20 protein-coding genes and 1 pseudogene are annotated in these 23,884 nt (G+C 72.2%); 12 read left to right on the top strand and 9 right to left on the bottom strand.

Annotated features, from left to right (window positions below; translation table 11 throughout):
• Window positions 1-240 precede the first annotated feature (240 nt).
• Window positions 241-867, top strand: coding sequence for a TetR/AcrR family transcriptional regulator (locus ACL02O_RS17400; RefSeq protein ID WP_412819130.1), 627 nt, complete (start codon window positions 241-243; stop codon window positions 865-867).
• 16 nt (window positions 868-883) lie between these two features.
• Here the strand turns inward: ACL02O_RS17400 and ACL02O_RS17395 are convergent, their stop codons facing one another.
• Entirely contained in the window at window positions 884-1,303 is a 420-nt protein-coding gene (locus ACL02O_RS17395; RefSeq protein ID WP_412819129.1) for a MarR family winged helix-turn-helix transcriptional regulator, read from the bottom strand.
• 80 nt (window positions 1,304-1,383) lie between these two features.
• Between ACL02O_RS17395 and ACL02O_RS17390 the strand changes: the two genes are divergently transcribed.
• Window positions 1,384-3,177, top strand: a complete 1,794-nt coding sequence (locus ACL02O_RS17390) for an ABC transporter ATP-binding protein (RefSeq protein ID WP_412819128.1) — start codon at window positions 1,384-1,386, stop codon at window positions 3,175-3,177.
• A 25-nt stretch (window positions 3,178-3,202) separates the two neighbouring features.
• Here ACL02O_RS17390 and ACL02O_RS17385 read toward each other — a convergent pair whose 3' ends face one another.
• Window positions 3,203-4,159 carry a hypothetical protein gene (locus tag ACL02O_RS17385; RefSeq protein ID WP_412819127.1) on the bottom strand — a complete coding sequence of 319 codons (957 nt, stop codon included), beginning with the start codon at window positions 4,157-4,159 and terminating at the stop codon, window positions 3,203-3,205.
• 99 nt (window positions 4,160-4,258) lie between these two features.
• Here ACL02O_RS17385 and ACL02O_RS17380 point away from each other — a divergent pair, with 99 nt between their 5' ends.
• Window positions 4,259-4,945 carry a VOC family protein gene (locus ACL02O_RS17380; protein WP_412819126.1) on the top strand — a complete coding sequence of 229 codons (687 nt, stop codon included), beginning with the start codon at window positions 4,259-4,261 and terminating at the stop codon, window positions 4,943-4,945.
• A gap of 18 nt (window positions 4,946-4,963) precedes the next feature.
• On the opposite strand, the gene ACL02O_RS17375 is transcribed toward ACL02O_RS17380, so the two are convergent.
• On the bottom strand, window positions 4,964-7,714 hold the full coding sequence (locus ACL02O_RS17375) for an AAA domain-containing protein (protein ID WP_412819125.1): 2,751 nt from the start codon (window positions 7,712-7,714) through the stop codon (window positions 4,964-4,966).
• A gap of 158 nt (window positions 7,715-7,872) precedes the next feature.
• Between ACL02O_RS17375 and ACL02O_RS17370 the strand changes: the two genes are divergently transcribed.
• Entirely contained in the window at window positions 7,873-8,430 is a 558-nt protein-coding gene (locus tag ACL02O_RS17370) for a M23 family metallopeptidase (protein WP_412819124.1), read from the top strand.
• A gap of 9 nt (window positions 8,431-8,439) precedes the next feature.
• On the opposite strand, the gene ACL02O_RS17365 is transcribed toward ACL02O_RS17370, so the two are convergent.
• Window positions 8,440-9,447: a hypothetical protein gene (locus ACL02O_RS17365; protein ID WP_412819123.1), complete on the bottom strand. Its 1,008-nt coding sequence runs from the start codon at window positions 9,445-9,447 to the stop codon at window positions 8,440-8,442.
• 226 nt (window positions 9,448-9,673) lie between these two features.
• Here ACL02O_RS17365 and pglW point away from each other — a divergent pair, with 226 nt between their 5' ends.
• The 3 genes from pglW to ACL02O_RS17350 are packed head-to-tail and all read left to right on the top strand — an operon-like array spanning window position 9,674 to window position 16,027.
• Window positions 9,674-14,101 (top strand): BREX system serine/threonine kinase PglW, encoded by a 4,428-nt coding sequence (pglW, locus tag ACL02O_RS17360; protein ID WP_412819122.1) that lies wholly within the window; start codon window positions 9,674-9,676, stop codon window positions 14,099-14,101.
• Window positions 14,101-14,439 (top strand): DUF3024 domain-containing protein, encoded by a 339-nt coding sequence (locus ACL02O_RS17355; RefSeq protein WP_412819121.1) that lies wholly within the window; start codon window positions 14,101-14,103, stop codon window positions 14,437-14,439. The genes pglW and ACL02O_RS17355 overlap by 1 nt, the downstream gene beginning before the upstream one ends.
• Before the next feature lie 40 nt (window positions 14,440-14,479).
• Entirely contained in the window at window positions 14,480-16,027 is a 1,548-nt protein-coding gene (locus ACL02O_RS17350; protein ID WP_412819120.1) for a plasmid pRiA4b ORF-3 family protein, read from the top strand.
• A 55-nt stretch (window positions 16,028-16,082) separates the two neighbouring features.
• Here ACL02O_RS17350 and ACL02O_RS17345 read toward each other — a convergent pair whose 3' ends face one another.
• The 3 genes from ACL02O_RS17345 to ACL02O_RS17335 form a co-directional block, all read right to left on the bottom strand.
• A complete protein-coding gene (locus ACL02O_RS17345) occupies window positions 16,083-16,502 on the bottom strand; it encodes a PIN domain nuclease (protein WP_412819119.1) in 420 nt (139 codons plus the stop codon).
• Window positions 16,499-16,708, bottom strand: coding sequence for a type II toxin-antitoxin system VapB family antitoxin (locus ACL02O_RS17340; protein ID WP_412819118.1), 210 nt, complete (start codon window positions 16,706-16,708; stop codon window positions 16,499-16,501). Before ACL02O_RS17340 ends, ACL02O_RS17345 begins: the two co-directional genes overlap by 4 nt.
• Window positions 16,709-16,825: 117 nt before the next feature.
• Window positions 16,826-17,344: a hypothetical protein gene (locus ACL02O_RS17335; protein ID WP_412819117.1), complete on the bottom strand. Its 519-nt coding sequence runs from the start codon at window positions 17,342-17,344 to the stop codon at window positions 16,826-16,828.
• Between the two features lie 383 nt (window positions 17,345-17,727).
• On the opposite strand from ACL02O_RS17335, the gene ACL02O_RS17330 reads away from it, so the two are divergent.
• Together ACL02O_RS17330 and ACL02O_RS17325 are read left to right on the top strand one after the other, a co-directional pair.
• Window positions 17,728-18,300, top strand: coding sequence for a hypothetical protein (locus tag ACL02O_RS17330; protein ID WP_412819116.1), 573 nt, complete (start codon window positions 17,728-17,730; stop codon window positions 18,298-18,300).
• The gene (locus ACL02O_RS17325) at window positions 18,297-19,142 is read left to right on the top strand and encodes a hypothetical protein (protein ID WP_412819115.1); all 846 of its coding nucleotides are present in this window, start codon (window positions 18,297-18,299) and stop codon (window positions 19,140-19,142) included. Before ACL02O_RS17330 ends, ACL02O_RS17325 begins: the two co-directional genes overlap by 4 nt.
• Window positions 19,143-19,224: 82 nt before the next feature.
• On the opposite strand, the gene ACL02O_RS17320 is transcribed toward ACL02O_RS17325, so the two are convergent.
• Entirely contained in the window at window positions 19,225-20,475 is a 1,251-nt protein-coding gene (locus tag ACL02O_RS17320; RefSeq protein ID WP_412819114.1) for a hypothetical protein, read from the bottom strand.
• A 52-nt stretch (window positions 20,476-20,527) separates the two neighbouring features.
• Between ACL02O_RS17320 and ACL02O_RS17315 the strand changes: the two genes are divergently transcribed.
• Window positions 20,528-21,082: a hypothetical protein gene (locus ACL02O_RS17315; RefSeq protein WP_412819113.1), complete on the top strand. Its 555-nt coding sequence runs from the start codon at window positions 20,528-20,530 to the stop codon at window positions 21,080-21,082.
• On the opposite strand, the gene ACL02O_RS17310 is transcribed toward ACL02O_RS17315, so the two are convergent.
• The gene (locus ACL02O_RS17310; RefSeq protein WP_412819112.1) at window positions 21,073-21,351 is read right to left on the bottom strand and encodes a DivIVA domain-containing protein; all 279 of its coding nucleotides are present in this window, start codon (window positions 21,349-21,351) and stop codon (window positions 21,073-21,075) included. The genes ACL02O_RS17315 and ACL02O_RS17310 overlap by 10 nt on opposite strands.
• A gap of 318 nt (window positions 21,352-21,669) precedes the next feature.
• Between ACL02O_RS17310 and ACL02O_RS17305 the strand changes: the two genes are divergently transcribed.
• Window positions 21,670-21,909 (top strand): winged helix-turn-helix domain-containing protein, encoded by a 240-nt coding sequence (locus ACL02O_RS17305; protein WP_412819131.1) that lies wholly within the window; start codon window positions 21,670-21,672, stop codon window positions 21,907-21,909.
• Between the two features lie 72 nt (window positions 21,910-21,981).
• A pseudogene (gene pglX, locus ACL02O_RS17300) lies at window positions 21,982-23,856 on the top strand (BREX-2 system adenine-specific DNA-methyltransferase PglX); the annotation flags it as partial.
• Window positions 23,857-23,884 lie beyond the last annotated feature (28 nt).

Below are 23,884 nucleotides of genomic sequence, written 5' to 3'. Positions count from 1 at the left end.
GCGCCCTCCCGGCCACCCCTCTCCCCACGCCCCCGCCCCCCCCTCCACCCCATCCGCCCCCCCCTCCCGGATCACCCCCCCCCGCCCCCCCACCCGGCGTCCCGCCCGGACCCGCCGGCGGGCACGCTTCCGGCGGGTCGCACCGGCGGCGCCGGGCCGGTCGGCTCGGGCCCGACCGGCAGCCCGGCGATCGATACACTCCCGCTGCAGTTTTCCGGCAGCATCGCAGGGGGCCATCGCATGATCGAGGTGGACACCGACGTGCCGGCACGGGTGGACGGCCGGGCGGCTCGGGCCGAGCGGACCCGGGCGGCCATCGTCGCGGCGCACCTGGCGCTGATTGACGAGGGTGACCTCCGGCCCACCGGGGAGCGCATCGCCGAACGCGCGGGGGTCTCGCTGCGTACCTTGTGGACCAACTTCAAGGACATGGAGACCCTGTTCGCGGCGACCGGGCAGCGGATCGGCGAGCGGCTGGGCGCGCTGTGGCGGCCGATCCCGGCCGAGCTGCCGCTCACCCGCCGGATCGCGGAGTTTAGCGACCAGCGGGCGCGGATGCTGGAGGCGCTGGGGCCGTCGGCGCGCGCCTCGGCGCTGCGGGAGCCCTTCTCCCGGCAGCTCCGCCGCAACCGCGAGCTGGCGATCGACCGGGTCCGCCGGGAGATCGAGCTGGTCTTCGACCACGAGCTGGCCCACGCGGGGGAGGGGCGCGGGCAGCTGCTGGACGCCCTGACCGTGGCCAGCACCTGGGCCGCCTGGGCGATGATGCGCGACGCGATGGGGCTCGACGTCGAGGCCGCCCGGGCCACCATGGCCCGGACCCTCGGCGCGCTGCTGGTCGACGCCATCGCCGCCGGCCTCCGGTAGCCCGGCGCCGCTCCGGTCAGTCGTCGCGCAGGCGACGCAGGATCCGGCCGAGTTCGGCCTGTTCCTCCGGGTCGAGGCTGCCGAAGAAGCGCTCCGCCTCGGCGGCCCGGGCCGCCCGGATCGCCTCGCCGAGCCGGCCGCCCTCGTCGGTGAGCGCGACCAGGACGGCGCGCCGGTCGGCGGGATCGGGCCGGCGGGCGATCAGCCCCCGCTCCTCGAGGCCGTCGACCACCTCGGTGGCCGAGCGGGGCGCGATGCGCAGGTGCTCGGCGAGCGCGCTGAGCCGCAGCGGACCGTGCCGCATCAGCACCGCCAGTGCCCGGGCGTGCCCCGGGTTGATCTCCCACGGTTCGAGGGTGCGCTTCGACTGGTGGCGCAGCCGCCGGGCCACCGCCCAGAAGACCTCGGCCAGGCTCTCCTCGTCGCTGTCGGTCACCGGAATACGGTAGCAGCACTTGCTGTTGCTACCTCATGATGAGGCAACCTCAGCAATATCCCCGACGAGAGAGGCACCCCTTGGACGGATCCCGAGACGGCCGCGGAGGCGGCCGCACCACCGTCACCGCCGCCGAGAAGGCGCAGGCCCGCCGGGTCCCGCTGCGCCGGGTCGGCGGCCTCTTCACCGCCCACCGCGGCCAGCTCGCCGTGGTGGTGGCGATCATCGTGGCGTCGTCGGTGCTCGCGATGGCCTCGCCGTTCCTGCTGCGCAGCGTGATCGACCGGGCCCTGCCGGAGCGCGACCTGACGCTGCTCGCCTGGCTGGTCGCCGGCATGGTGGGCGTGGCCGCGGTCACCGCCGTGCTCGGTGTGGTCCAGACCTGGATCTCCACCCGGGTGGGGCAGGAGGTGATGCACCGGCTGCGCACCGACGTCTTCACCCACCTCCAGCGCCAGTCGATCGGCTTCTTCGTCCGCACCCGCACCGGCGAGGTGCAGTCGCGGATCACCAACGACATCGGCGGCATGCAGACGGTGGTCACCTCCACCGCCACCTCGATCGCCGCCAACCTCACCACCGTCGTCGCCACGGCCATCGCCATGGTGGCGCTGAGCTGGCGGCTCTCCCTCGTGTCGGTGGTCGTGCTGCCACCGGCCATCTGGCTGACCCGCCGGGTCGCCCGGCTGCGCCGGGAGATCACCGCCCGGCGCCAACGGGAGCTGGCCGACCTCAACGTCACCATCGAGGAGGGGCTGTCGGTCAGCGGCGTGCAGCTCGCCAAGACCCTGGGCGCCGGGGCCACGCTGGTCGACCGGTTCACCGCCTCCTCGGCCCGCCTGGTCGATCTGGAGCTGCGCTCCGAGCTGGCCGGCCGTTGGCGGATGGCCTCGATGACGGTGATCTTCGCCGCCATTCCCGCCGTGATCTACCTCGGCGCCGGCCTGCCCGGCACCGCCGGCACGCTCACCATCGGCACCCTGGTCGCCTTCACCGCCCTGCAGGGCAGCCTGTTCCGGCCGCTCATGGGTCTCCTCAACGTGGGCGTGTCGCTGACCGCCTCGCTGGCGCTGTTCGCCCGGATCTTCGAGTACCTCGACCTGCCCGTCGAGGTGGCCGACCCGGTGCGGCCGGTGACCGTCGACCCGACGCGGATCCGCGGCCACCTGCGCTTCTCCGACGTCACCTTCAGCTACCCGGGCAGCGACACCACCGCGGTGGCCGGCGTCAGCCTGGACGTCCCGGCCGGCACCAGCCTGGCCCTGGTCGGGGAGACCGGCTCCGGCAAGACCACGCTCGCCGCCCTGATCAGCCGGCTGCACGACCCCGACGCGGGCCGGATCACCGTCGACGGCATCGACCTGCGCGACCTGCGCCTGACCGACCTCGCCGCCGTCGTGGGCGTGGTGAGCCAGGAGACCTACCTGCTGCACGCCAGCGTGCGGGAGAACCTCCGGTACGCGCGGCCGGCCGCCACCGACGCCGAGATCGAGGCCGCCGCCCGCGCCGCGCAGATCCACGACCTGATCGCCGCGCTGCCCGACGGGTACGACACGACGGTGGGCTCCCGCGGCCACCGCTTCTCCGGCGGCGAGAAGCAGCGGCTGGCCATCGCCCGTACGCTGCTGCGCGACCCGCGGATCCTGGTGCTGGACGAGGCGACCAGCGCGCTGGACACCGAGACCGAGCGCGCGGTGCAGCGCGCCTTCGACGAGCTGGCCCGGGGCCGGACCGTGGTGACCATCGCGCACCGGCTCTCCACCGTCCGCGACGCCGACCAGATCGCGGTGCTGGATCACGGCCGGATCGTCGAGTCCGGCACCCACCAGAGCCTGCTCGACCGCGACGGCCGGTACGCGTCGCTCGCCGCCTGAGCGCGGGCGGGCGTCGGCCGGCTGGTCAGGCGGCCTCCGGGCGGTCGCGCCGGAACTCGCCGTCGTCGTCGGTCCGCAGCCAGCTCCCGTCGCCGAGCGGCTCCAGGTCGTACGCGTGCCGGGTGGCGACGTCGAGGGCGCCCCGCAGCGCGCCGGTGCGGACGTCGACCAGGTGGTGCCGGTGCCACTCCTGCTCGGTCTCCTCGTCCTCGCCGACGATCACGACGACCGCGGTGTCCCCGTCGAGGTAGCCGCCGGCCCACTCGACGAGCGCGTCGCCCCACTCGTGGCCGAAGGCGCCCAGCGGGACCCGGACCGCCACGTCGCCGCCCGGCCAGGTGTGGAAGGCGGCGTCCTCCTGCTCGTGGTGCACGGTCATCAGCTGCCGCCCGTCGGGTGCGAAGCCGATCACGCTGCGGTCGCCGTCCCACAGCTCGCTCAGGTCGATGCCGGTCTCCGTCAGGCGCCCCCGAAACGCCCGCGAGCCGTCCTGCCCCTCGCCGACGTCGAGCAGCAGGTGCACGCCGTCCGGCTCGACGAAGTGCTCGCTGCCGTGGCCGACGCTCGGCAGCCCGGTCTCGGCCCGTACCTCGCCGGTGGCCGCGTCGAGCACCAGCCAGCGGTCCAGCCGGTCGCCGCGCAGCGTCATCCCGTCCGGGCGGTAGACCCAGACCAGCCGCTCGTCCGCGGAGAACGCGCAGGAGACGCCGGCGTTGACGAGCTTCTGCGCCGGCCGGGGGCCGAAGTCGACCCGCCAGATCGTCCGGCCGTCCCGGTCGACGCACCGCACGTCGTCGATCGTCGCGTACACCAGTCGGCGCAGGTCGCGGGTCACCGCCCAGCCCTCGATCCGGTCGGCCGCGCCGCCGAGGTCGAAGACGGCGTCGGGGGTGAGGCGTCCGGTCGCGGTGGAGCTGGTCAGGTCGTAGGCGTGCAGCCGCCCGTCGGTGAGGCGGGTGCGTACCGGGGAGGTCACGGTCATGCCGGGTGAGGCTAGTCGACGGGGCGAGCCTGCTTGTACCGAAAACAGACCCGATCGCCAAGACGTGAGTTGTACGTCCTCCGTGGGTAGAGTGGCGCGGTGCATAACGGAGTGCAGGCCCAGGTGCCGGTGCTGTACGTCTCCGACGCGGCTGACGCGCGGCGGTTCTACGAGGCCTTCGGTTACTCCGAGGTGCGCACCGGTGGCGACGGCACGTCCCGCTGGTCCTACCTGCAGTGCGGAGAGCTGACCCTGCTGCTGGCGGAGGTGCAGCCCCGCCTGGTCACCGTCGAACTGCCCCTGCTCATCTACCTCTACGTCGACGACCTCGCCGCCACGATGGCGCGGCTGACCGACGCCGGGCACACCGTCGAACGGGCCGGCCGCCCCGAGCACGCCCCCGGCGGCGAGTGCCGCACCACCGACCCCGACGGCAACGTGGTCGTGTTCGGCCAGCGCCGGGCCGTACCCGAGCAGACCCGGGATCCGGACGCCGACAAGGAGGCCCGGTTCTCGCTGATCCGCGAGGCCGCCCGGACCGTCCGGCGGTCCGGCGGCGCGCCCGCCCGCTGCCAGATCGGCGGACCGCGCGGCGACACCTGCCCGGACCCGGCCGAGGTCAAGCTCGCCGACTCCTGGGGCGACACCGTGTGGGGCTGCCTCGCGCACGCCGATGAGACGCTGCTCAACGCCCGCGGGGCGTTCCTGGCCACCGAGGACGGCTCGGGACTGGCCGCGTTCCTGTGCGGTCGCCGAACCCAGCCGGAGCAGGTGCCGCAGCCCTGACCGGCGCCCGGCCGGCCGTCACCCGCGGCCGAGCCGGGACGCCAGGTCGAGGGCCGCCCGGATCGGGTCGTCCGCCCAGCGGCTGGCGAACACGTCGTGCAGCCGCCACCCCGCCCGGATCAGGGTCCGCTGCCGCTCCACGTGCGCCGCCGGCCCGTCCGGGTGCACCGCGCAGAGCACGCCGACGGCGTCCGCGTCCGCACCCACGCAGAGGTCGACCCGCCAGCGGCCCACCGGGTAGCCGGGCCGCACCGCCAGCCCCAACCGGCGCAGCTCCTCGGCCAGGCCGGCGGTCCAGCCCGTCACCGGCGCCGCCGCCGGCGCCGCCGGCGGTCGTCCCGCGTACGCCAGGTAGTCGCCCACCAGCCCTTCGGCCGCGCGCAGGGAGGTGACCACGGTCAGCCGGCTGCGGGCCCGGGTGACCAGCACGTTGAACAGGTTCGGGTCGGCCACGAACCGGTGCCGGGCCGGCGGGTCGGCGTCGACCAGTCCGAGCGAGGCGAGCACGATGTCCGCCTCGCTGCCCTGGAACGCGTGCACGGTGCCCGAGCGCAGCCCGAGGCGTTCGATCTCGTCGACGTCGAAGGCGGCCAGCAGCGCGGCCTCCAGGGCGTCCGCCTGCGCCCGGAACGGGCTGACCACCGCGATCCCGCCCGGCGGCGGTTCGGCCGCCAGCCGCCGGACCAGGTCGAGCGTGGCGGCCACCTCGGCCTGGTTGACGCCGTCGGTGACCGTCGCGTCGGCGACGGTCAGCACGTCGATGACGTCGGCGCGCTCGTTGCGCGGATGCCGGGTGACCAGTTCCAGCCGGTCCCCGTAGAACCGGCGGGCGGAGAACTGGATCAGATGCGGGACGGAGCGGTGGTGCTCGCCCAGCCAGCTCACCGGGGCGGCGCCGGCCGCCACGTCGAAGGCGCTGGAACGGCGCACGTCGAGCCGGTCGCCGTACCGCTCCAGGCCGTGCCGGCGCAGCGTGGCGTCGATGTCGACGTCGGACACGAACGACACGAACCGCAGCTGCCGGGGGTCGCCGGCGACCAGCGCGCGGCGCGCCCGGGCCAGCACCGGCGCGGCCCGGAGCTGGTCGATGTGCGCCGCCTCGTCGAGCACCACCAGGTCGAACATCCCGGCCACCGGCGGCAGCAGGTCCTCGACGTCGGCGACCGTGCCCACCCACAGCGGCAGCGCCCGGACCAGCGCCTCGGCATCGAGGCCGGCGAGCAGCTCGCGGCGGCGGTTGCGGCCGGCCCGCAGCGCCGCGCCGAGACCGCTGGTGGCGCGCCGCGCCGCGTCGGTCCACCGCCGGGCGCTGGTCGCCCGGTGCCGCATCGCCGCGCCGACGGCCCCGGCCAGGGCGGCGTCCGCCTCGGCCAGCCTGCCCCAGGCCGGTGCCAGGTCGGTGCCGCCGGCGGCGGCGAGCCGGGCCGCCGCGCGGACCGCGGTCGCCGCCTCCAGCGCGGCCCGCAACCGGTCCACCGGCACGTCCCCGCCACCGCCGGCCAGCCGCCGCAGCCGCCGCCCGGCCTGCGCCCGTCGCCGGCGCCGCCACCAGCCGTCGCCGGGCCGGGTCGCCTCGGTCAGCGTGGCCCGGACCTCGGCCAGGTCGGTGTCGGGGTCGAACACCCCCGGCACCTCCCGGGACAGGGCGGGCAGCAACGGCTGCCAACCGGGCAGCGCGGCGGCCAGCCGTTCCTCGTCGAGGGCGGCGACCAGACCGGCCAGTACGGCGGCCATCCGGTCCCGGGCGGCCGCCACGGCCGCGGCATCCTCCCGCAGCGTCGCGTCGCCCGCGCCCGCCGACGCGCCGCCGGCCAGGTCGGTGGCGATCGCCTCGCGGCGCTCGGCGTCCCCGAACAGCACCGGCGTCGGACCGGGGTGGCGGCGCAGCAGCTCACCCAGCACGTCGGCGGCGTGCACCGACTGGGTGGCCACCAGCACGGAGCCACCCCGGTCCACCGTGTCCAGCGCGGCGGCGACCAGGGCGTGGCTCTTGCCGTTGCCAGGCGCGCCGGAGACCACCACGACCGGCTCGTTTCTGGTCCGCCGGACCACCTCCCGCTGCGCCGCGGTCAGCGGCAGCGGCGAGAGCACCTCGTCCTCGTCCGGCGGGGTCCCGGCGACGCCGTCACCGACGTAGAGCCGGCGCAGCGCCGTGTCCACCAGTCCGGGCCGGGTGGCCCAGCTGAGCAGGGTGTTGCGCAGGCCGCCGGCGAGCACGTCGCGGGTGGCGAAGAGCGCGGCGGCGGCGACCCCGGTGAGGGCGCCGTCGTCGACGGTCCGGGGTGGGCGCGCGACCACCGCCTCCGGCTTGAGGCCGGCGGCCTCGGCGGCGGCGGTGATCCAGGCGGTGGTGCCGGGCGCGGCGAGCCAGCCCGGCCCGGCCAGCCCCGGCGCGGCCTCCAGCCGGGCGGCGAGTTCCCGGTCCTCGATCAACGGGGTCAGTTCGAGGTCGCCGGCCGGCACGACCCGGTAGCCGCGGCGGGTGCGCTCCAGCCGTACCGGCTGGGCCAGCAGCGGCAGCCGGACCCGTCGCCGGCCGCCGTCCAGGTCGGCTCCGCCCACCACGAAGGCCAGGCCCCGGCGCAGGATCCGCTCGTCGCGGTGCAGCGCGTCCAGCGCCGCGAGGCGGTCCAGCCGGGCGCTGCGCGGCCCCCGGTCGGGTTCGGGCAGCCAGACCAGCGGGCGGCCGGACCCGGACACGTCGAAGGTCTGCTCGGCGCCGGCCGGGGCCAGGTCGGCGAGCGCGGTGAGGGTCCTCGCCGTCTCCATCGCCCGCCGATTCTGCCGTACGGGTCGCGACGCGACCGGCCGGCGCGGTGCCGGGGGTAGGAAAGCTTCCGTCAGGCACTCAAGCCGGTAACTATTTACCACGACGGGTCTCCGCCCATAGCATCGGTGTCCATCGTTGAACTTCTACAGGGGGATCGATGTCCGCATTGCTCACCGGGGCGCGCTGGCGCTTCCTGGCGCTGGCCACCGTGACGGTCGTGGCCGCCACGCTGCTCGGGGCGCAACCCGCGCAGGCCGCCCGGCCGGCGTTCAAGATGCCGTTCCTGTGCGGCCAGACGTGGCAGGGCAACAACTGGAACGGCCACAGCCCGGCCCACTCCATCGACTGGAATCACTACGACGCGAACGGTAACCCCGACGACCTCGGTCGCCGGGTGCTCGCCAGCGCCGGCGGCACGGTGCTGGAGTCGTACTACTCGACGACCACCGGGTACGGCAACACAGTCGTCATCGGGCACGGCGACGGCTGGCGCACCCGCTACGCCCACCTCAGCGAGCGCCTCGTCGCCAAGGGTGACACGGTGAAGCTGGGCACCGTCATCGGCAAGGTCGGCGCCTCCTCGGCCAAGTACGACCTCAGCCCGCACCTGCACTACGAGCAGATCCACGACGGCAGCGTGGTCGTCGCGGTCGTCCAGGGCGTGACCTGGTCCGACTACCTCAAGCGCAACCAGACCAGCAAGAACAGCTGCTGAGCCGCCGGCTCAGGCGCCGGGCGGCCCGGGGTGCTCCGGGTCGCCCGACGTCGGGGAAGTATCGCCCGGCTGCGCCGACGCCGGCCGCGGCCCGGCCGCGGGCCGCGGCGGCTGCTCGCCGGGCGACGGCAGCAACGGTTCGAGCGGGGTGAACTGCTCCACCGGGGAGTCCGGCCGGGGCTGCCGGCGGTGCTGTTCGGTGGTCGGGCTGGGCGGGTCGGCCGGGTCGGCCTTCCGCTGCTGCGGCGGATGCTCTTCCCGCAGCGCCTCCGGCATCCCGGACGCCGGCGGCGCGTCCTGCCCGGTCGGCTCCGCCGGTTCGCGCTGGCCCCGCTCCTGCTCGTACTCGGCCCGCCGCCGGTCCAGGTCGCGCTCGCACTCCAGGGCGATGCGCTGGTCCCAGTACGGCTGGAGCAGCCGGCGGACCCGCTGGTCGAGGTGCACGGACACGTCCGCCTCGCAGCTGAACGTGACCTCGCCGCGCTCGTAGCGCCACGGGAGGGCGTCGTCGCCGGTCAGCGCCTCGTACAGGGCGATCTCCACCTCGCGCGGGCGGTGCGGCGGGACCTCCCGGGCACACCGGGCGGCGATGCGCTGCAGTCGCTGGACGGCCTGCGGCTGGAAGTAGTCGACGTACCAGCCGAACAGCTCCGGTCGCGCCGAGTCGGAGCACCAGGTGAAGGTGGCCCGCACGACGAAGCCGTACACCTGGCCCTGCGCCGGCACCATCAGCGCCGGGGGGATCCGCCGGTCGACGATCATGACGGTGGGGGGCGGCTCGTCCGACCAGCGGAACTGCGCCAGCAGCGGTCGGATCTTCGGCCACCACTCCTGCGCCCGGTCCCGTCCCTGCTCCCGCAGCCTCGCCGCGCGGTCCCGCCAGCGCCGCTGCCAGCCGTCGGTCGACCGGGCATCCGGCGGCCCCGGTCGCGATGCCGCGGACCCGTCGAAGCCCGCCGGCCCGCGGGTGTCGTCCGTCCCGCCGCCTCGGGTGCCGTCGTCGGACGTCCCGGTCATCGCACCCCTTCCTGGCAGCGGCCTTCCCGCCCGGGGTGCGTCGCGCCACCCAGGGTGGTCGGGTGAGGGGTGTGCCGAGTCGCCGCGGCGGGCCGATGGCGAATCGTCGTCCCACGCTAACAAGGCGGCACGGTGATGGGCGGCAGCCGCGCGGGCGGCGGGCCAGGATCGCGGCTCGGCTCGGTGGGCAAGGGAGAGGGAGCGGAGTGGGCCTAGGATCTCCGTCATGCAGGAAGGCCGGTGGACGACGATCACCCCGTCGCAGTTCACGCACGAGCGGGAGGCGCTCGCGCACGTCCAGGCGTTGCTGCCGGACAGCGAGCCCTTCCGGGCCTGGTCGAACTTCACCTTCACCGCCCAGACCGGCCACCCCTATGAGGTGGACCTGCTGGTGGCGACCCCGAGCGGGCTCTACCTGATCGAAATCAAGAGCCTGAACGGCCGGCTTGCCTCCAGCGGCTCCAACTGGATCCTCTCCAACCAGAGCAACACCCGGACCTTCGACAACCCGCTGCATCTGGCGGACATGAAGGCCAAGAAGCTCAAGTCCCTGCTCCAGGTCGCGGCCAGCCAGCGCAGGGGTGCCCCGATCAGGGTGCCGTTCGTGCAGGCGGCGGTGTTCCTGTCCAAGCCGGGCTTGCGGGTCGAACTCTCCGACCACCACCTGCACGGCGTCTACGGCCCCGAGCCGGCGCCCGGACACCAGCCCGGCCCGCTGCCCACCATCACCTCGCTGTTGCAGCGGCCGCCGCAGGACGAGCGGCAGCGGGTCACCAAGGAGATGTCCGCCGCGCTGCCCGACCTGCTCAACGCCGTCGGTATTGCGCGCAGCCGCAAGCACTACCAGGTCGGCTCTTGGCAGCTGGAGACCCGGCCGTTCGACCTCGGCCCCACCTGGCAGGACCACCACGCCCGTCACCGGGACCTGGAACGCGAACACCGCCGGATCCGCATCTACCTGGTCGAGCGGAACGCCGTGCAGGCGGAGCGGGCGAGCATCGAGCGCGCCGCCAAGCGCGAGATGACGGTGCTGCACGGCATCAACCACCCGGGCATCGTGCGGGTCGACTCCATGGAGTCCCACGAGGCGGGGCCGGCGCTGATCTTCCGCCACGACCCGCGCACCCTACGGCTGGACCACTACATCGCCCAGTACGGCGAGCGGCTCGACCCGCTGAGCCGGCTGGCGATGATCCGGCAACTCGCGGAGGCCGTCGCGTACGCCCACCGGCGTCGCCTGCACCACCGCGCCCTCTCCGCCCGCAGCGTGCTGGTCACGCCCGGGCCGAAGCGGCGCGGGGGCAGCGAGGACGAGGCCTGGCTGGTCCCGCAGTTGCAGATCAGCGACTGGCAGGCCGCCACCCGGGCGGCGGACTCGGCCGGCGGGAGCAGCGGGGACCCGGTCACCCTCTCCTCGCACGCCGCCTCGCACATCGAACTCTCCGCCGAGGCGTACCTCGCGCCGGAGTTGACCACGCCACGGCCGGACCCGGTCGCCATGGACGTGTTCGGGCTGGGCGCCCTGGCGTACCTGATCCTCACCGGCCAGCCGCCGGCGGCGAAGCGTCAGGAGCTGCTGGCGCGGATCGCCCGGGACAACGGCCTGCGGCCCTCGTCGGTGACCGACGGGATCAGCGAGTTCGCCGACGAGCTGATCCAGGCGGCCACCGCCCCGGTGCCCGCGCAGCGCCTCACCACCGTCGCCGACTTCGTCGAGATGCTCGAAGAGGTCGAGAACGAGCTGACCGCGCCGCCGCCCGCCTCCGTGCACCCCGACGAGCCCGAGCCGGAGGAGAGCGACCCGCTCGAAGCCCGGGGCGGCGACCGGGTCGCCGAGTGGAAGATCACGAAGCGGCTGGGCACCGGGTCGACCTGCCGGGCGTTCCTCGCCCGCAACGAGCGCACCGGCCGCGACGAGGTGCTCAAGGTCGGCCTCTCCGACGAGAAGGCCGCCCGGCTCGCCCACGAGGCCCGGGTGCTCCGGCCGCTCACCGACTCCCGCGTGATCCGGCTCGCCCGGCCGGAGCCGCTGCAGATCGCCAACCGTACGGTGATCGTTCTCGAACACGCCGGTGAGCTGACCCTTGCCCGCAAACTGCGCGACGACGGCCGGCTCACGGTCGACGAGCTGGAGACCTACAGCGACTACCTGTTCGGCGCCCTCGACTACCTGGAGGGCGAGGGCGTCTACCACCGGGACATCAAGCCGGACAACATCGCGATCCGGGTACGCCCCAACCGCACCCGGCAGCTCGTGCTCTTCGACTTCTCCCTGGCCGGCGTCTCGGTCAAGGAACTCGTCGCCGGCACCCCCCGCTACCTGGACCCGTTCCTCGGCACCGCCACCCGGCAGGTCTACGACAAGCACGCAGAGTGGTACGCCCTCGCCGTCACCTTGCACGAGATGGCCTCCGGCGAGCTTCCGGTCTGGGGCGACGGCGGCACCGAGCCGCAGCTCACCGAGGGCCCTCCGGTGCTGGCCGCCGAGGCGTTCGACCCGGCCGTCCGCGACGGGCTGGTGGAGTTCTTCCACCAGGCGCTGCACCGCGACCACCGGCGCCGCTTCGGCTCGCTCAAGGACATGCGCGACGCCTGGCAGCAGGTGTTCCGCCGCTCCGACGCCAGCACCCCGGTCGGCTCCGACCACCCGGAGATCGAGGCCGAGGAGCCGGACGAGAAGGCCGCCGAGCAGGCCCGCGAGGAGGCCGCCGCCAAGGCGACCCGGGCCACCGCCTTGGAGGCCGCCGGCCTCACCCCGCGGGCGGTCTCCGCCGCGCACCGGGTGGACGCCACCACCGTCGGCGAGCTGCTCGCGGTCGGCAACAACACGTTCGCCACGCTTCCCGGCCTCGGCGCCAAGACCCGCAAGGAGCTGCAGCGCCGGGTCAAGGAGTGGCGCAACCGGCTGGGGGAGCGGGAGACCATCCCCACCTCGGCCGCCGCCCGTAAGGCGGCCACCGCCGAGGTGGCCACCGAGACCACCGCCGGGGCCGGCGAGGTCGACCTGGTACGCGTCGGCCTCGACGCGATCGCGACCCTGCTCGTCCCGGCGAAGAACGGCCGCAACACCGCCGAGGTCGAGGCCACCCGACTGCTGCTGAACCTGCCCGACGAGTCCGGCGCGCTGCCGGCGCTGCCGCTCTGGCCGCAGCAGCCGCTGGTCGCCGCCACCGTCGGGGTGACCTCCGGCCGGATCGCCCAGATCCTCGGCAAGCAGCGCAAACGCTGGCACGACCTGCCCGTGGTGGGCAGTGTGCGTACCCAGATCATCGAGCTGCTGCGCGACGGTGGGCGGGTGATGGGCGCCGCCGAGCTGGCCACGGCGCTGCTGACCAGCCGCGGGTCGGTGCGCACCGGCGACGACCTGAGGCTGGCCGTCGCGGTCGCCGCCCTGCGGGCCGCCGTCGAGGTCGACGCTCTCGAGGAGGAGCCGCGTCTCCTGCTGCGCCGGCACGCCCGCGCCGACATCGACGGCAAGCCGCACCCGGGCGGCGACCGGCTCCTGGTCGCCCTTGAGGCGGGCGAGGACGATGCGCCGGACACCCCGGCCGCGCCGGCGCTGCTCGACTACGCCGACGCGCTCGGCAAGGCCGCCGACCGGCTCGCCGCCAGCGAGGTGCTGCCCAGCGCGGCCACGGTCATGCGTACCCTCGCGACGGTGACCGCGCCCGGCGGCGCGGCCGACGTGATCGACGAGCGGCGGCGGGTGCTGCTCGCCGCGGTGGCGTCGGAGCGCGCCGCCGCCACCGCCCGGCTGGAGCTCTACCCGCGTGACCTCGAGCCGGTACGGGCGCTGCGGCTCTCCCAGGCGGGCGTGGTGCCCCCGGCGTCCGACAACCAGCGTGCCCTCAGCCCGGAGCATGTGCAGCAGCGGGTCTCGGCGCGCTTCCCCGAGCTGGCGCCCCTGCCGCCGCACCCGAAGCTGGATCGGCTGCTCGCCGAGGCGGGCTTCGAGCTGCGCTGGGATCGCGGCCACTACCTCCCGCCGCCGCCCCGGGCCGGCTCGTCGTCGATGTCGATCATCCAGCGTCGCCCCTCGGCCACCGACGCACCGAGCCGGTGGGCGGCCGAGTCGCCGGAGCTGGCGGCGGCGATGCGGGCCGAGGAGCGGCTGACCGGGGCCAGGTCCGCGGGCGGGTTCCGGGCGCTGACGGTACGCCTCAACCGTTACGCGCCGGCCCGCGAGGAGCTGGCCCGGCGGTTCGACGCCCGGCCGGTCAGCGTCGCGGCGGTGTTCCTGCGCGAGCTGCGCGGCCTGGTCGACGCGAAGCCGAAGCCCACTTGGGAGACCGTGGTGGGCGCCGACATCGCCGAGCCGGGCTCCCGCGGCGCCATCAAGTTGGGGGAGTACGTGGAGCAGGCGTGGCAGCTCGCCGTGCCGGCGCTGCGTGCCGAGCTGAGCGCCGAGGCGGGGCCGGTGCTGCTGCACGACGCGGCGGTGCTGGCTCGTTACCGGGCGATGGAGCGGCTCCACGAGTTGGCCGATGCGGCGCGGGCCGGCGCGGGTGGCGTGTGGGTGCTCTGCCCGATGGAGGACCCGGGGACGCTGCCCAAGCTGGACGGCGCGGTGGTGCGGGTGGGCGACAACGAGTGGATCGCCCTGCCCGATGCCTGGGTCGTCAACGCCCACCGCAGCGCGGTGGTGGCCTCCTGATGGCACTGCCAGAGGCAGAGGTGGCGCGGGTGCGTGACTGGTGCGCGGGGCGCGTGCCCGAGCGCGTCCGGGACCAGGTGCGGATCGAATGCGACGTCGATCCGCGCCACCTGACCGTCGTCGAGTGCCGCGCGCCGTGGCGTCCCGCGGAGAATCCGGAGTGGACCAGGCTGCCGGTTGCGCGCCTGCGGTACACGCAGCGGACGGGCACCTGGACGTTGTACTACCGGGACCGTAACCTCCGGTTCCACCGGTACGACCTGACGCCGCCGACTCCCGATGTCGGGAAGCTGCTCGACGAGTTGGACCGCGACCCGACCGCCATTTTCTGGGGTTGAGCCTGGCCCACACAGGTGGGATGCGGCAAACTGTGGCGCCGTGAGTCCAGTGAGCCGTAACCGGCGCCGTAACGGCAAGAAGCGATCGGTCCGCAGCGGGGCGCCACTCGTTGTGCTCGGCGCGCCTGAGGAGTGCGACTGCCCGCACTGCGCCGGGGTGCAGGGCACACCGGGCGACATCGGCGACCTGCTCGCGCAGTCGGTCGACATCGACGCGATGCAGGAACCGCTGGAGGTGGAGCTCGCCGCCTCGATGCTGCTGGCGATCGGGGCGACGATCGGCGACGACTTCGAGCCGGTGTTGTTGGAGCTGTTCGTCCCGACGTTCGAGGCGAGGGCCACCCCGGAGGCGCGGGCGATGCTGGCGGGGATCGCTGCGGTCTCCGACGGCGAGGTCAGTCGCGCTGCGGCGGAGGCGGCCCGCCGGCTCGCCGGCGCCGGCGTGGCGGCGCCGTCCTGGCTCGCCGAGCTGGACGCTCCGGTCACGGTGGAGGAGCCCCGCCGCTTCGCCGATCCGGCCGGCTTCACGTTCCTGCTGGCCGCCCGGTTCCAGCGGGCCGGACGGTCGCACGTCGTCGCCGTGGCCATGGACGACTGCGACTGTGGCGCCGCCGGTCACCTCCTGTTGATCGAGGCGGGGCGGTGGGCGGAGGCGCGCGAGGCGTTGCTGTCCGACCTGCGCGCCGGTGGCGTCGACGTCACGGAGAAGAAGCTGCGGCCGGCGGACTTCCGCCGAGCGGTGGAGGACGCGCTGGACGCCCGCGCCGACCACGACCGCGTCGACCCCGACGTGCTGGGTGCCCTTGTCGAGGACGACGGCCCCGGCGACGCCGCACTGGCTCTGCTGCTCCGTGCCTGGGTCCGGGCGCTGCCGATGCCCCGGCAACGCCGGCGGAGCCGGCTGCACGACGCCGAACTCGCTGTCGCCTCGATCTCCGCGCTGCTCGACGTGCTCAGCCCGCCCCGACGGGGCGGTGCCCTGCCCACCCCGCGGCGCTCGACGAGCCTGCCACCGAAGCGGAAGAAGTCGGACGGCGCGGCACCCGTCCAGCAGATCAAGGTGAGTCTGCGGGGCGCGCGGCCGCCGATCTGGCGGCGGCTCGAGGTGCCTGCCGACGTCAGCCTCGCCCGGCTCCACACGCTGATCCAACTGGCGTTCGGCTGGCACGACAGCCACCTGCACGTCTTCGAAACCCCGTACGGCAGTTTCGGCCGTCCCGACCCGGAACTCGGTCACCGTGCCGCCTCGCGGGTCACCCTGGAGCAGGTCGCTCCGGCCGTCGGGGACAGGCTGCGGTACACGTACGACTTCGGCGACAACTGGGAGCACGACGTCCTGGTGGAGAAGGTTCTCGGCCGGGATGCCTCGGTGACGTACCCGCGGTGTGTCGGCGGGCGGCGGGCCGCGCCGCCGGAGGACTGCGGCGGCGTGTGGGGGTACGCGGAGCTAATGGAGATTCTCAGCGATCCCAGTCACCCGGAACATCAGGAGCGGCTGGACTGGCTGGACCTGGACGATGCGGCCGGCTTCGACCCGGCCCGCTTCGACGCGAAGGCGGTGACCGCAGCCCTGCAGCAGGGGCGGTAGTGCCGGTCCAACCGTCAGGCGCCTCGATCTGGGACGATCGGGCTGACGGTGCCGGTCAGTCAGCCGCGCCGGGAGGCACCACCCAGGCGGTTGGCTGGCCGGTGATCGCCGTGATCATGTCGAAGTCGCCGTCGTAGTGCAGCACGGTGGCATCGTGGCGTTCGGCGGTGGCGGCGATCAGCAGGTCCGCCATCGACAGCGCCCGGTGGTTGCCCTTGTGCAGCGCCTGGACCTGGACGTCGATCGCCCGGTCCCAGATCTCATCGGGCATGGCCAGCCACTCGAAGCCGCCGAGCAGCCACCGCGCGCGTTGCGCGTCCTTGGCCGTGCGGGCGCTGTGGATCACCTCGATCTCCACCGCGCCGCACACCGCCAGCAGCCCCCGGTCGGACAACTCGTCGAGCACGGGCGCCACGGCGGGCTTGGGCCAGCGGGCGAGCGCCGACTTGTCGACGAGATAAGGCTCCCGGCTCACGCTGCGTCCGGCTTGGCCGCGCCCGTTTCACCGGTCAGGTCGGGAAGGCCGCCGGCCTTGAGCCAGTTGGCGAATTCGCGCCGCTTCTCCCGCTTGACGACGGCCTCAAGAGCCGCGTTGACCGTCGCCTTCTTCGTCGACGTGCCCAGGATCTTCGCCGCTTCCGCGAGCAGATCGTCGTCAACGTCCAGGATCGTTCGCGACATGGCTCGAACCTCCCTGCGGACAGCAATTCGGCGCTGATGATATCAAGATTTCCTGTGGTTGATATCCTCGCGCCTTGACGTGCCGGCCCGGCGGCAGCCCATGCAGAGCTGAGACGGTCAAGGGATCTGCGTGCCGAACAGGGACAACAGGGCCGCCTGCCCTGGTGTCGGGTGCAGCAAGGCTGTCGCGCTCGCGTCGGGAAAGATCCGCGCCGCTGCGAGATCGGCTCGGCGGATGCTCGTGGCGATGCCGATCTTGACACCCCGGTCGATCAGGGTCTGCCGCAGGCGGCGGACGTCGAAGAGGCACGCCGCCGATATCTGCCACCGGTGGTGGTGCACGGCGACGAGTGGCCGCGGGGGACCGCTGAACACCAGATAGAAGTCGCACGGGTGCGGGCTGATGTCGATGCCGGTGAACGCATCGCCGTAAATCTTGACGTTCACCGTGCGGCCGACGAGTGGACCGGATCGGAAGGTGCCGTCGTAGCCGGCCTGGGTAGCCGTACCGGCCAGGTCGATGTCGAAGACCTGCGCGGCGATGAACTCGCCGATGTCGCCGGGCCGTGCCGACCGTCCGGTGAGCGCCGCGATCCTGGCGTCCAGGTTGTCGCGGGCCTGCAGCAGTGCGGCCAACTGGTGCAAGGTCTCGGTCACGAGGTTGATTCTCGGCGTCCGAGGCTGGCCTCACCAGTGATGCGTCGCGAACTTTTCGTCATGGTGACCTCCGCACGGCAGCGTGTCGCGGCCTTCTGGGATGCACGCATCGCTGCCTGGCTCGACGGCGAAGACCAGATCCCGGGTCGGCTGAAGGAGTGGTTCAGGTCCTATGTGGGTGCCGGTTCCGGTGAGGTGACTCGTGAGGGTTTTCCGGAGCCGTACCATGGTGGTCTTCTCAGCTTGGAGCACACGCCGCGGATGGTGGTGCTCGGCCTGAACCCCGGCGAGTTCCGTTCCCGCTTTCCGGCGCGGGACGGAATCTTCGCCGATGAGATCAGGCGGTACGGGTCGTACAGCAGGTGGGCGACGACCTGCCCGTACAACCGCCCTGGACGCTGCCGGAGGAGATGGGTGAGAACCGGTACTACCGGGCCCGCCTGGAGTTCACTCGCCGATGGCTACAGGTCCCGAGCGCCGATCATCGCGATCTGCTGATCTTCGAGTGCTACCCGTGGCACTCGAAGGCCATCACGGCCCCACTGAGGCCGCCGCCAGAGGTGATCGAGGAGTTTGTGTGGGAGCCGATCGCCGAGCTGCCGGTGCAGGACGTCTTCGCGTTCGGCCGCCCGTGGGACGCTGTCGCCCACGCGCTGCGGCTCCCGTTGACCGCCGTGCTGGGTTCCGGCGGCACGGACTACGGGTCGAAGGTGAAAAGCCGGGCGGTGCGGATCTACTCGCTGCCTTCGGGCCAGCGGCTCGTGGTCGAGTGGCATCCCGGTTCCGCCGGTCCGCCCAGCGCGGAAGAGACCGAGATCCTGCGCCGTGCGCTGCTGGGAACGGCAACCGGCGAGGCTGGCGGACCGGTCACGCCCCGCCCTCGGGCGGGAGCTTCGAACGCCTCAATCCGCGTGTCATCAGGGGAGCAGCCGTGACCGTCGTGAGCGACACCATCACCACCACCCGGCGCATCGACGAGCTCGGTCAGTACATGGCCGACCAGGTGCTGAGTCCCTCCGGTGGTTGCGTGTGCCGGCGGCTCGACAGTTGTCGGCAGAGCGTGCTGGGCGGTCCCGGTAGGGCGCCCCGTCCGGGCGCGGCGTTCGCCGCCGGGCAGCTCTCGCACGTCGGCCACCACTACGACCTGGCGTTCGACGGCTTGCCGTCGCGCACTCTGGTCATCGCCATGGAGACCGGACGGGCGCGTGAGGGCGTGACGATCAAGGAACGCCACGCGGAGGTGATGAAGTCCGCGAGCCTCGCGTTCACGGCGCGGAACCCGCACATGCGGGGTGTCACCAGCGCCCTGCGGCTCGCCGTCGGCCGTGACCCCGGCGCGGACCGGGAGGGTGAGCAGCTACACCTACCCGGCATCTGTGGTCCCGTCCATCTCTTCGACGCCTACGCCATGGCCAACATGCGGTTGTGCTCCGCCTTCGTCACCGGCTCGACCAAGTCGCTGGGCAACGCGACGATGAGCCGCAACTGCGCCCCGCATTTGGCGGCGACGATCAGGATTCTCGAACCGACCCTCTGCATCGTCCAGGGTCGTGAGGTCTACAAGGCGCTCACCGCGCTCATGAGCCGCCGGCGTCAACTCGCACCCCAGCTCGAACGGGCTCGGATCGCCGGTGTCGACACGCTCGTCGCCGCGTTCACCCATCCGTCCGCGATGCGGCTGACCGACCATTGGGGTCGGCTGACCAGCGCGCCGTACCTGTACGGAACGGTGGTCCCGGCGCTCAAGGCCGCGCACCGGGCGATGACGAACACGTAGTGAAGCCTGTCGAGGCATACCGAGCCCGAGAGTCACCGGTACGGTTCCGCTGGAGCCCACGTGGCTGACCGTCGCCGCCCACTCAGTCTTCCTCGTCGCGTTCCTCGTCGTCCCCGCGCCGACGGAACCCTCGCTCGGCGATCCGGCTGGAGAGCTTGCCCGTCGCCCACTTGGCCCGGCCGAGGGTCTCGTTGCCGAGGCGCCTGGCGGCACCAACGCCGTCTGCTCCGGTCTCGAGCGCCTTGTCCCTCGCCTCCTTGGCCGCGTCCGCCCATCGTCTTGCCTCCGACGACTGGCGAGCGCCCTCGATCCCGAGCCGCCCGTGGAAGTCGACGACGGCGATCGAGACGTGGTTGCTCGACTGCACCACAGCCGGGGAGTCCATCGGATGCAGCAGCACCTTCGTGTTGGCCTTGTCGGCAGCCGCGTCCATGCGGGCCATCAGGCGCTCGGTGCACCGTGAGATGAGTTCCAGCCGGTTCTGCCGGGCGGCCTTCAGTCCGAGGCGATGCCCGTCCAACTCCCCCGGAGACGCGTCCAACACCCGGTCGAGTTCAAGCACGGCGATCGCGTCCTGCAGCTGGAAGCAACGAGCCAGGACAGCGAGCCACTCCTGTCCCTTGGACTCTGCTTCCTTGGCCGCCCTGGCGAGATCACCGATCGTGGTCTTGCGCTCCAGCTTCTCGGCGAGCGCGTCGAGTTGACGCAACGCGTACGCCTGGGTTTCTGCGATCGTCGCCGGCGCGCCCTGCACCTTCGACCACGTGATCTCGTCGACCCGGCCCCTCTTCTCTCGGATGGTCATGGCCTCCTCGATGACGAAGGCGACTCCGATCATGCGGGCCAACACGGCGTCCTTCTGGGCGCGGAGCACGTCGTCGACCTTCTCGTCGATCGTGGCGAGATAGTCGGTGATCTCCTTCATGCTCTGTTGCATGGCAACCTGCGCCATGATCCCCGCAGCACCAGCCAGCATCGCCGGGTTGCCCGCAATCGCTCCCGGCCCCTTCGAGATCTGGAGCCATGACTTGATCGAGCCTGGCTGCCCCACCATCGCATGGTGGACACCCGGAGTCTTGCTCTGCATCAGCCCATATTTATGTACAACCTGCGCGGACTCCTTGGTCAGCTGCACCCAGCGACCCGAGTGGGCGGCAATCTCGGATCCTGCCTGTGCTGCTGCAGCCCCGGTGCTGAGGACAGATCCGAGCCGTTGCAGTTCGAGGTCCTTCGACGCCAGCCCCTCCGAGACGAGGAAGCGCTCGACAGCAGTGGGATCACCGATGACCGCCAGCCCGTCGCCGTCACTGATCAGCTGAATCTCGTTATCCATTCTCGGCTCCTGTGGTGCGGGCGGGGTAACCAAGCTCTTCACCGTTGAGGGTGTGGCGCTGGCGCTTCACCGTACCCAGGACGCCCCTTGTGCGGAGCCCCGCCGCTCGGGCAGCACCGCCACCTCCGCGGCGCATAGCTCGGATCTGCGCGCGGATCAGGCCGTTGACGGTGAAGCAGGCGAGCTGGTCGGCGCTCGTCGCGCGTGGCGGTCCACTCGCCGGCACTGTGCCGCCCACGTGCCGATCGCGTCACCCAGCCTCAGCCGGGGCACCCACCCTCGGGCGGTCGCCAGTGACGGCCCTGTCCTGATCATGCCGGGCAGCAGAGGGCGCGGCCGGCCGGGAACTGACGCTGCGGCGAGCCGTGGGCACTGGGGCGCGGGCGCGGCGGAGGCCGGCGAGCTGGACGAAGATCTCGCGCCGCCCGATCGCCTGGCCGCGCCGGTCGAGGACGTAGCCGGTCAGCCAGCTCCAGCCGGTGTACGTCAGCTCGGGGCCGACCGAGACGACGCGAAAGGTCAGGGCGCGATCCCCGGCGAACTGCACCGAGGCGCGGCCGTCAACCCGCAGCAGGTCACCCGGTTGCGGGTGCACCGCTACCAGTGACCGTCGTTCGCTGGCCGGCACTCGCGGGCGTGCATGGTCTGCCAGTCGCGCAGCGCCCGCTTGAGCCGATCGTTCTCCTCCGTGAGCAGGCGCATCCGCCGGTGGAGGTCGGTCAGCTCGTCGGCGACCTGGGCCTGGAAGTCGCGCACCTGGTCGGGGTCGACGCCCCGGCGGCGCAGGTCGAACGTGCGGGTCCGCACCTCGTGCGGGGTCAACCGGGCTGGCTGGCCGGTCCCGTAGAGCTGGCGGGATCGATACACCTGGGTCACGTCGGTCCTTTCCGTGGCAGGCGGAAGCGGGGAGCGTCGGTGCGGTGGGTCTGGAAGGGCGGGCCGTCCGCGCGCCGGCCGCGGGCGGCCCGCCCGCTCCGCCGCCGCAGCTCGATTCAGCGGTACGACGACGGAGCAGTCCGGTGGGTCGGGACGGGCACGCGCACCCGCCCCGACCAGGGGGATGCCTCTTCTCCTTGTTGCCACGCAAGGGGAGAGGCGGTCATCAACTTAGCTGCCCCAGTCGGCTTAGTCAAACGATGAGTTGTTGTTAGGTGTCGTTGCGTGATCGAATTGGCTTGCCACGCAGGGGGAGTCATGCCGATCACAGCCGACTACATCCGCATCGCCGACGAGATCGTCGCCGACATCCGAGCGAAGAAGCTCAAGCCGGGCGACAAGCTGCCCTCGATTTCGCAGCTCGCCGCGACCCACAAGGTCAGTCCGTCGACTGTCAAGCAGGTCTACGTGCGGCTTGAAGCACTGCGCGTGATTTGGCGGCACCAGGGCAAAGGCGTGTTCGTCAACGACCCGAAGCTCTGGATGCGGGAGCCGTAGGTAGCGACCCGTCGGCCAGAACGGGACTTACGGATACCCCCGTCCCGTCAGCGGGACGGTTAGAGTCTTCGCGTGATCGACCGGAAGCTGCTCTTGTCCGACCTGCAGAAGCAGGTCGAGAACCTGGAAAAGGACCTGCGGGAGCAGGCGGAGTCGGTCCAGGAGGTGCGTCTCAAACTGCGTGGCGAGTACGACCACGCCTTCAAAGTCGGGCGTACCGCCGCCACCTGGGCTGCCTGGCGGGACGAACGGGTCACCCAGGTGGCCGTCGCCTGGGTGCTCGGCACCGTCTTCGTACGCTTCTGCGAGGACAACGGCCTACTGCCCGACCTCTACCTGGCCGGTCCGGGGGACCGCCTGGTCCTCGCCGAGGAGGCCGAGGCGCAGTTCTTCCGCGACCAGCCCGACAAGACGCTCCGCGACTGGCTGCACCAGGGCTTCGACGCCATCGCCAGCACCCAGGCCGGCAAGTCGCTCTTCGACAAGCGGCACAACCCGCTCTACCAGATCCCGCTGTCACACGACGAGGCGAAGAACCTGACTGCCTTCTGGCGCCGACGCGGCGAGACCGGCGGCCTGGTCCACGACTTCACCGACCCGGAGTGGGACACCCGCTTCCTCGGCGACCTCTACCAGGACCTCTCCGAGACGGCCCGCAAGACCTACGCCCTGCTCCAGACGCCGGAGTTCGTCGAGGAGTTCATCCTCGACCTGACCCTCACCCCGGCGGTCGCCGAGTTCGGCCACGACGTCGTCAAGATGATCGACCCGACCTGCGGCTCGGGCCACTTCGTCCTCGGCGCCTTCCACCGAATGCTGAAGGAGTGGGAGCAGCACGCCCCCAACCGTGACCCCCACGAGCGAGTACGCCTCGCCCTCGACGCCGTGCACGGCGTCGACATCAACCCCTTCGCCGTAGCCATCGCCCGCTTCCGCCTCCTGCTCGCCGCCACTCGGGCCTCTCGCCTCAAGACGCTCGCCGACTCAAGCAGTTACACCTTCCCTATGCACCTGGCGGTGGGCGACTCCCTGATAAAAACGCGTCAGCTCGACCTTTTTGATCTCTCGGACAATGTCGCGGGCTTCCAATACTCGACCGACGACCTCCACGACCACCCAGGCATTTTGGCCGACGGCCAGTACCATATTGTGGTCGGCAACCCGCCATACATCACGGTCAAGGACAGGAGCCTCAACCAGCTTTATCGAGAAATCTACAGCTCGTGTCACTTGCAATACGCTCTTTCGGTACCATTCGCGCAGCGCTTCTTCGAATTGTCAAGGCAGGGTGCCGAGGATGGTCGTGGCGCCGGTTATGTCGGTCAGATTACCGCGAATTCCTTGCTGAAGCGCGAGTTCGGCAAGAGGTTGGTCGAGGCCTACTTCGCAAACCATGTTGACCTGACCCATGTCATCGACACATCGGGAGCATACATTCCGGGACATGCTACTCCGACGGTGATCCTCGTCGGCCGTTCCCGAATTCGTGCGCGCAGCGAAACCGTGCGTGCCGTTCTTGGAATCCGTGGCGAACCCGAGGCGCCCACGGACCCGGCAAAGGGCTGGGTTTGGCGCTCGATTGTGGACCAGTTGGATTGCCCAGGATCGGAATCTCAGTGGGTGACCGTGGTTGACCTGCCTCGTGCAGTCCTTCAGCGATTCCCCGTAAGTCTGTCGGGGGGAGGGGCTGCGGAACTCATGAATGCAATAACGGAGCGTGGCGAACTGGTTCTGGGTGACCTGACACGTTCAATCGGCCGCTACGCCCACACCGGCTCGGACGAGAGCTACTTTGGTCCCCGCGGTACGTGGAAAAGGTGGGTGTCGCGCTCAGAATCCATCGTCAACCTTGTTGAAGGTGATGTCATCCGTGACTGGCGAGTCACGCCCATAACTGAGTCGCTCTTTCCTTATGGCGGTGATCTAAGGCCATCTCTCGCGGACGAGGCTGTGAGTCGGACGCTCTGGCGGACGC

Source organism: Micromonospora mangrovicola, assembly GCF_047200535.1.
Classification (GTDB): Bacteria; Actinomycetota; Actinomycetes; order Mycobacteriales; family Micromonosporaceae; genus Micromonospora.
This window is presented reverse-complemented; position numbering and strand designations above follow the sequence as displayed.

What these genes read in the sequence shown, in the direction of transcription:
- ACL02O_RS17385 (WP_412819127.1), bottom strand. Translation starts at nt 4,159, where the DNA reads ATGACCGTGACCTCCCCGGTACGCACCCGCCTCACCGACGGGCGGCTG.
- pglW (WP_412819122.1), top strand. Translation starts at nt 9,674, where the DNA reads ATGCAGGAAGGCCGGTGGACGACGATCACCCCGTCGCAGTTCACGCAC.
- ACL02O_RS17375 (WP_412819125.1), bottom strand. Translation starts at nt 7,714, where the DNA reads ATGGAGACGGCGAGGACCCTCACCGCGCTCGCCGACCTGGCCCCGGCC.
- ACL02O_RS17365 (WP_412819123.1), bottom strand. Translation starts at nt 9,447, where the DNA reads ATGACCGGGACGTCCGACGACGGCACCCGAGGCGGCGGGACGGACGAC.
- ACL02O_RS17355 (WP_412819121.1), top strand. Translation starts at nt 14,101, where the DNA reads ATGGCACTGCCAGAGGCAGAGGTGGCGCGGGTGCGTGACTGGTGCGCG.
- ACL02O_RS17320 (WP_412819114.1), bottom strand. Translation starts at nt 20,475, where the DNA reads ATGGATAACGAGATTCAGCTGATCAGTGACGGCGACGGGCTGGCGGTC.
- ACL02O_RS17340 (WP_412819118.1), bottom strand. Translation starts at nt 16,708, where the DNA reads ATGTCGCGAACGATCCTGGACGTTGACGACGATCTGCTCGCGGAAGCG.
- ACL02O_RS17400 (WP_412819130.1), top strand. Translation starts at nt 241, where the DNA reads ATGATCGAGGTGGACACCGACGTGCCGGCACGGGTGGACGGCCGGGCG.
- ACL02O_RS17370 (WP_412819124.1), top strand. Translation starts at nt 7,873, where the DNA reads ATGTCCGCATTGCTCACCGGGGCGCGCTGGCGCTTCCTGGCGCTGGCC.
- ACL02O_RS17305 (WP_412819131.1), top strand. Translation starts at nt 21,670, where the DNA reads ATGCCGATCACAGCCGACTACATCCGCATCGCCGACGAGATCGTCGCC.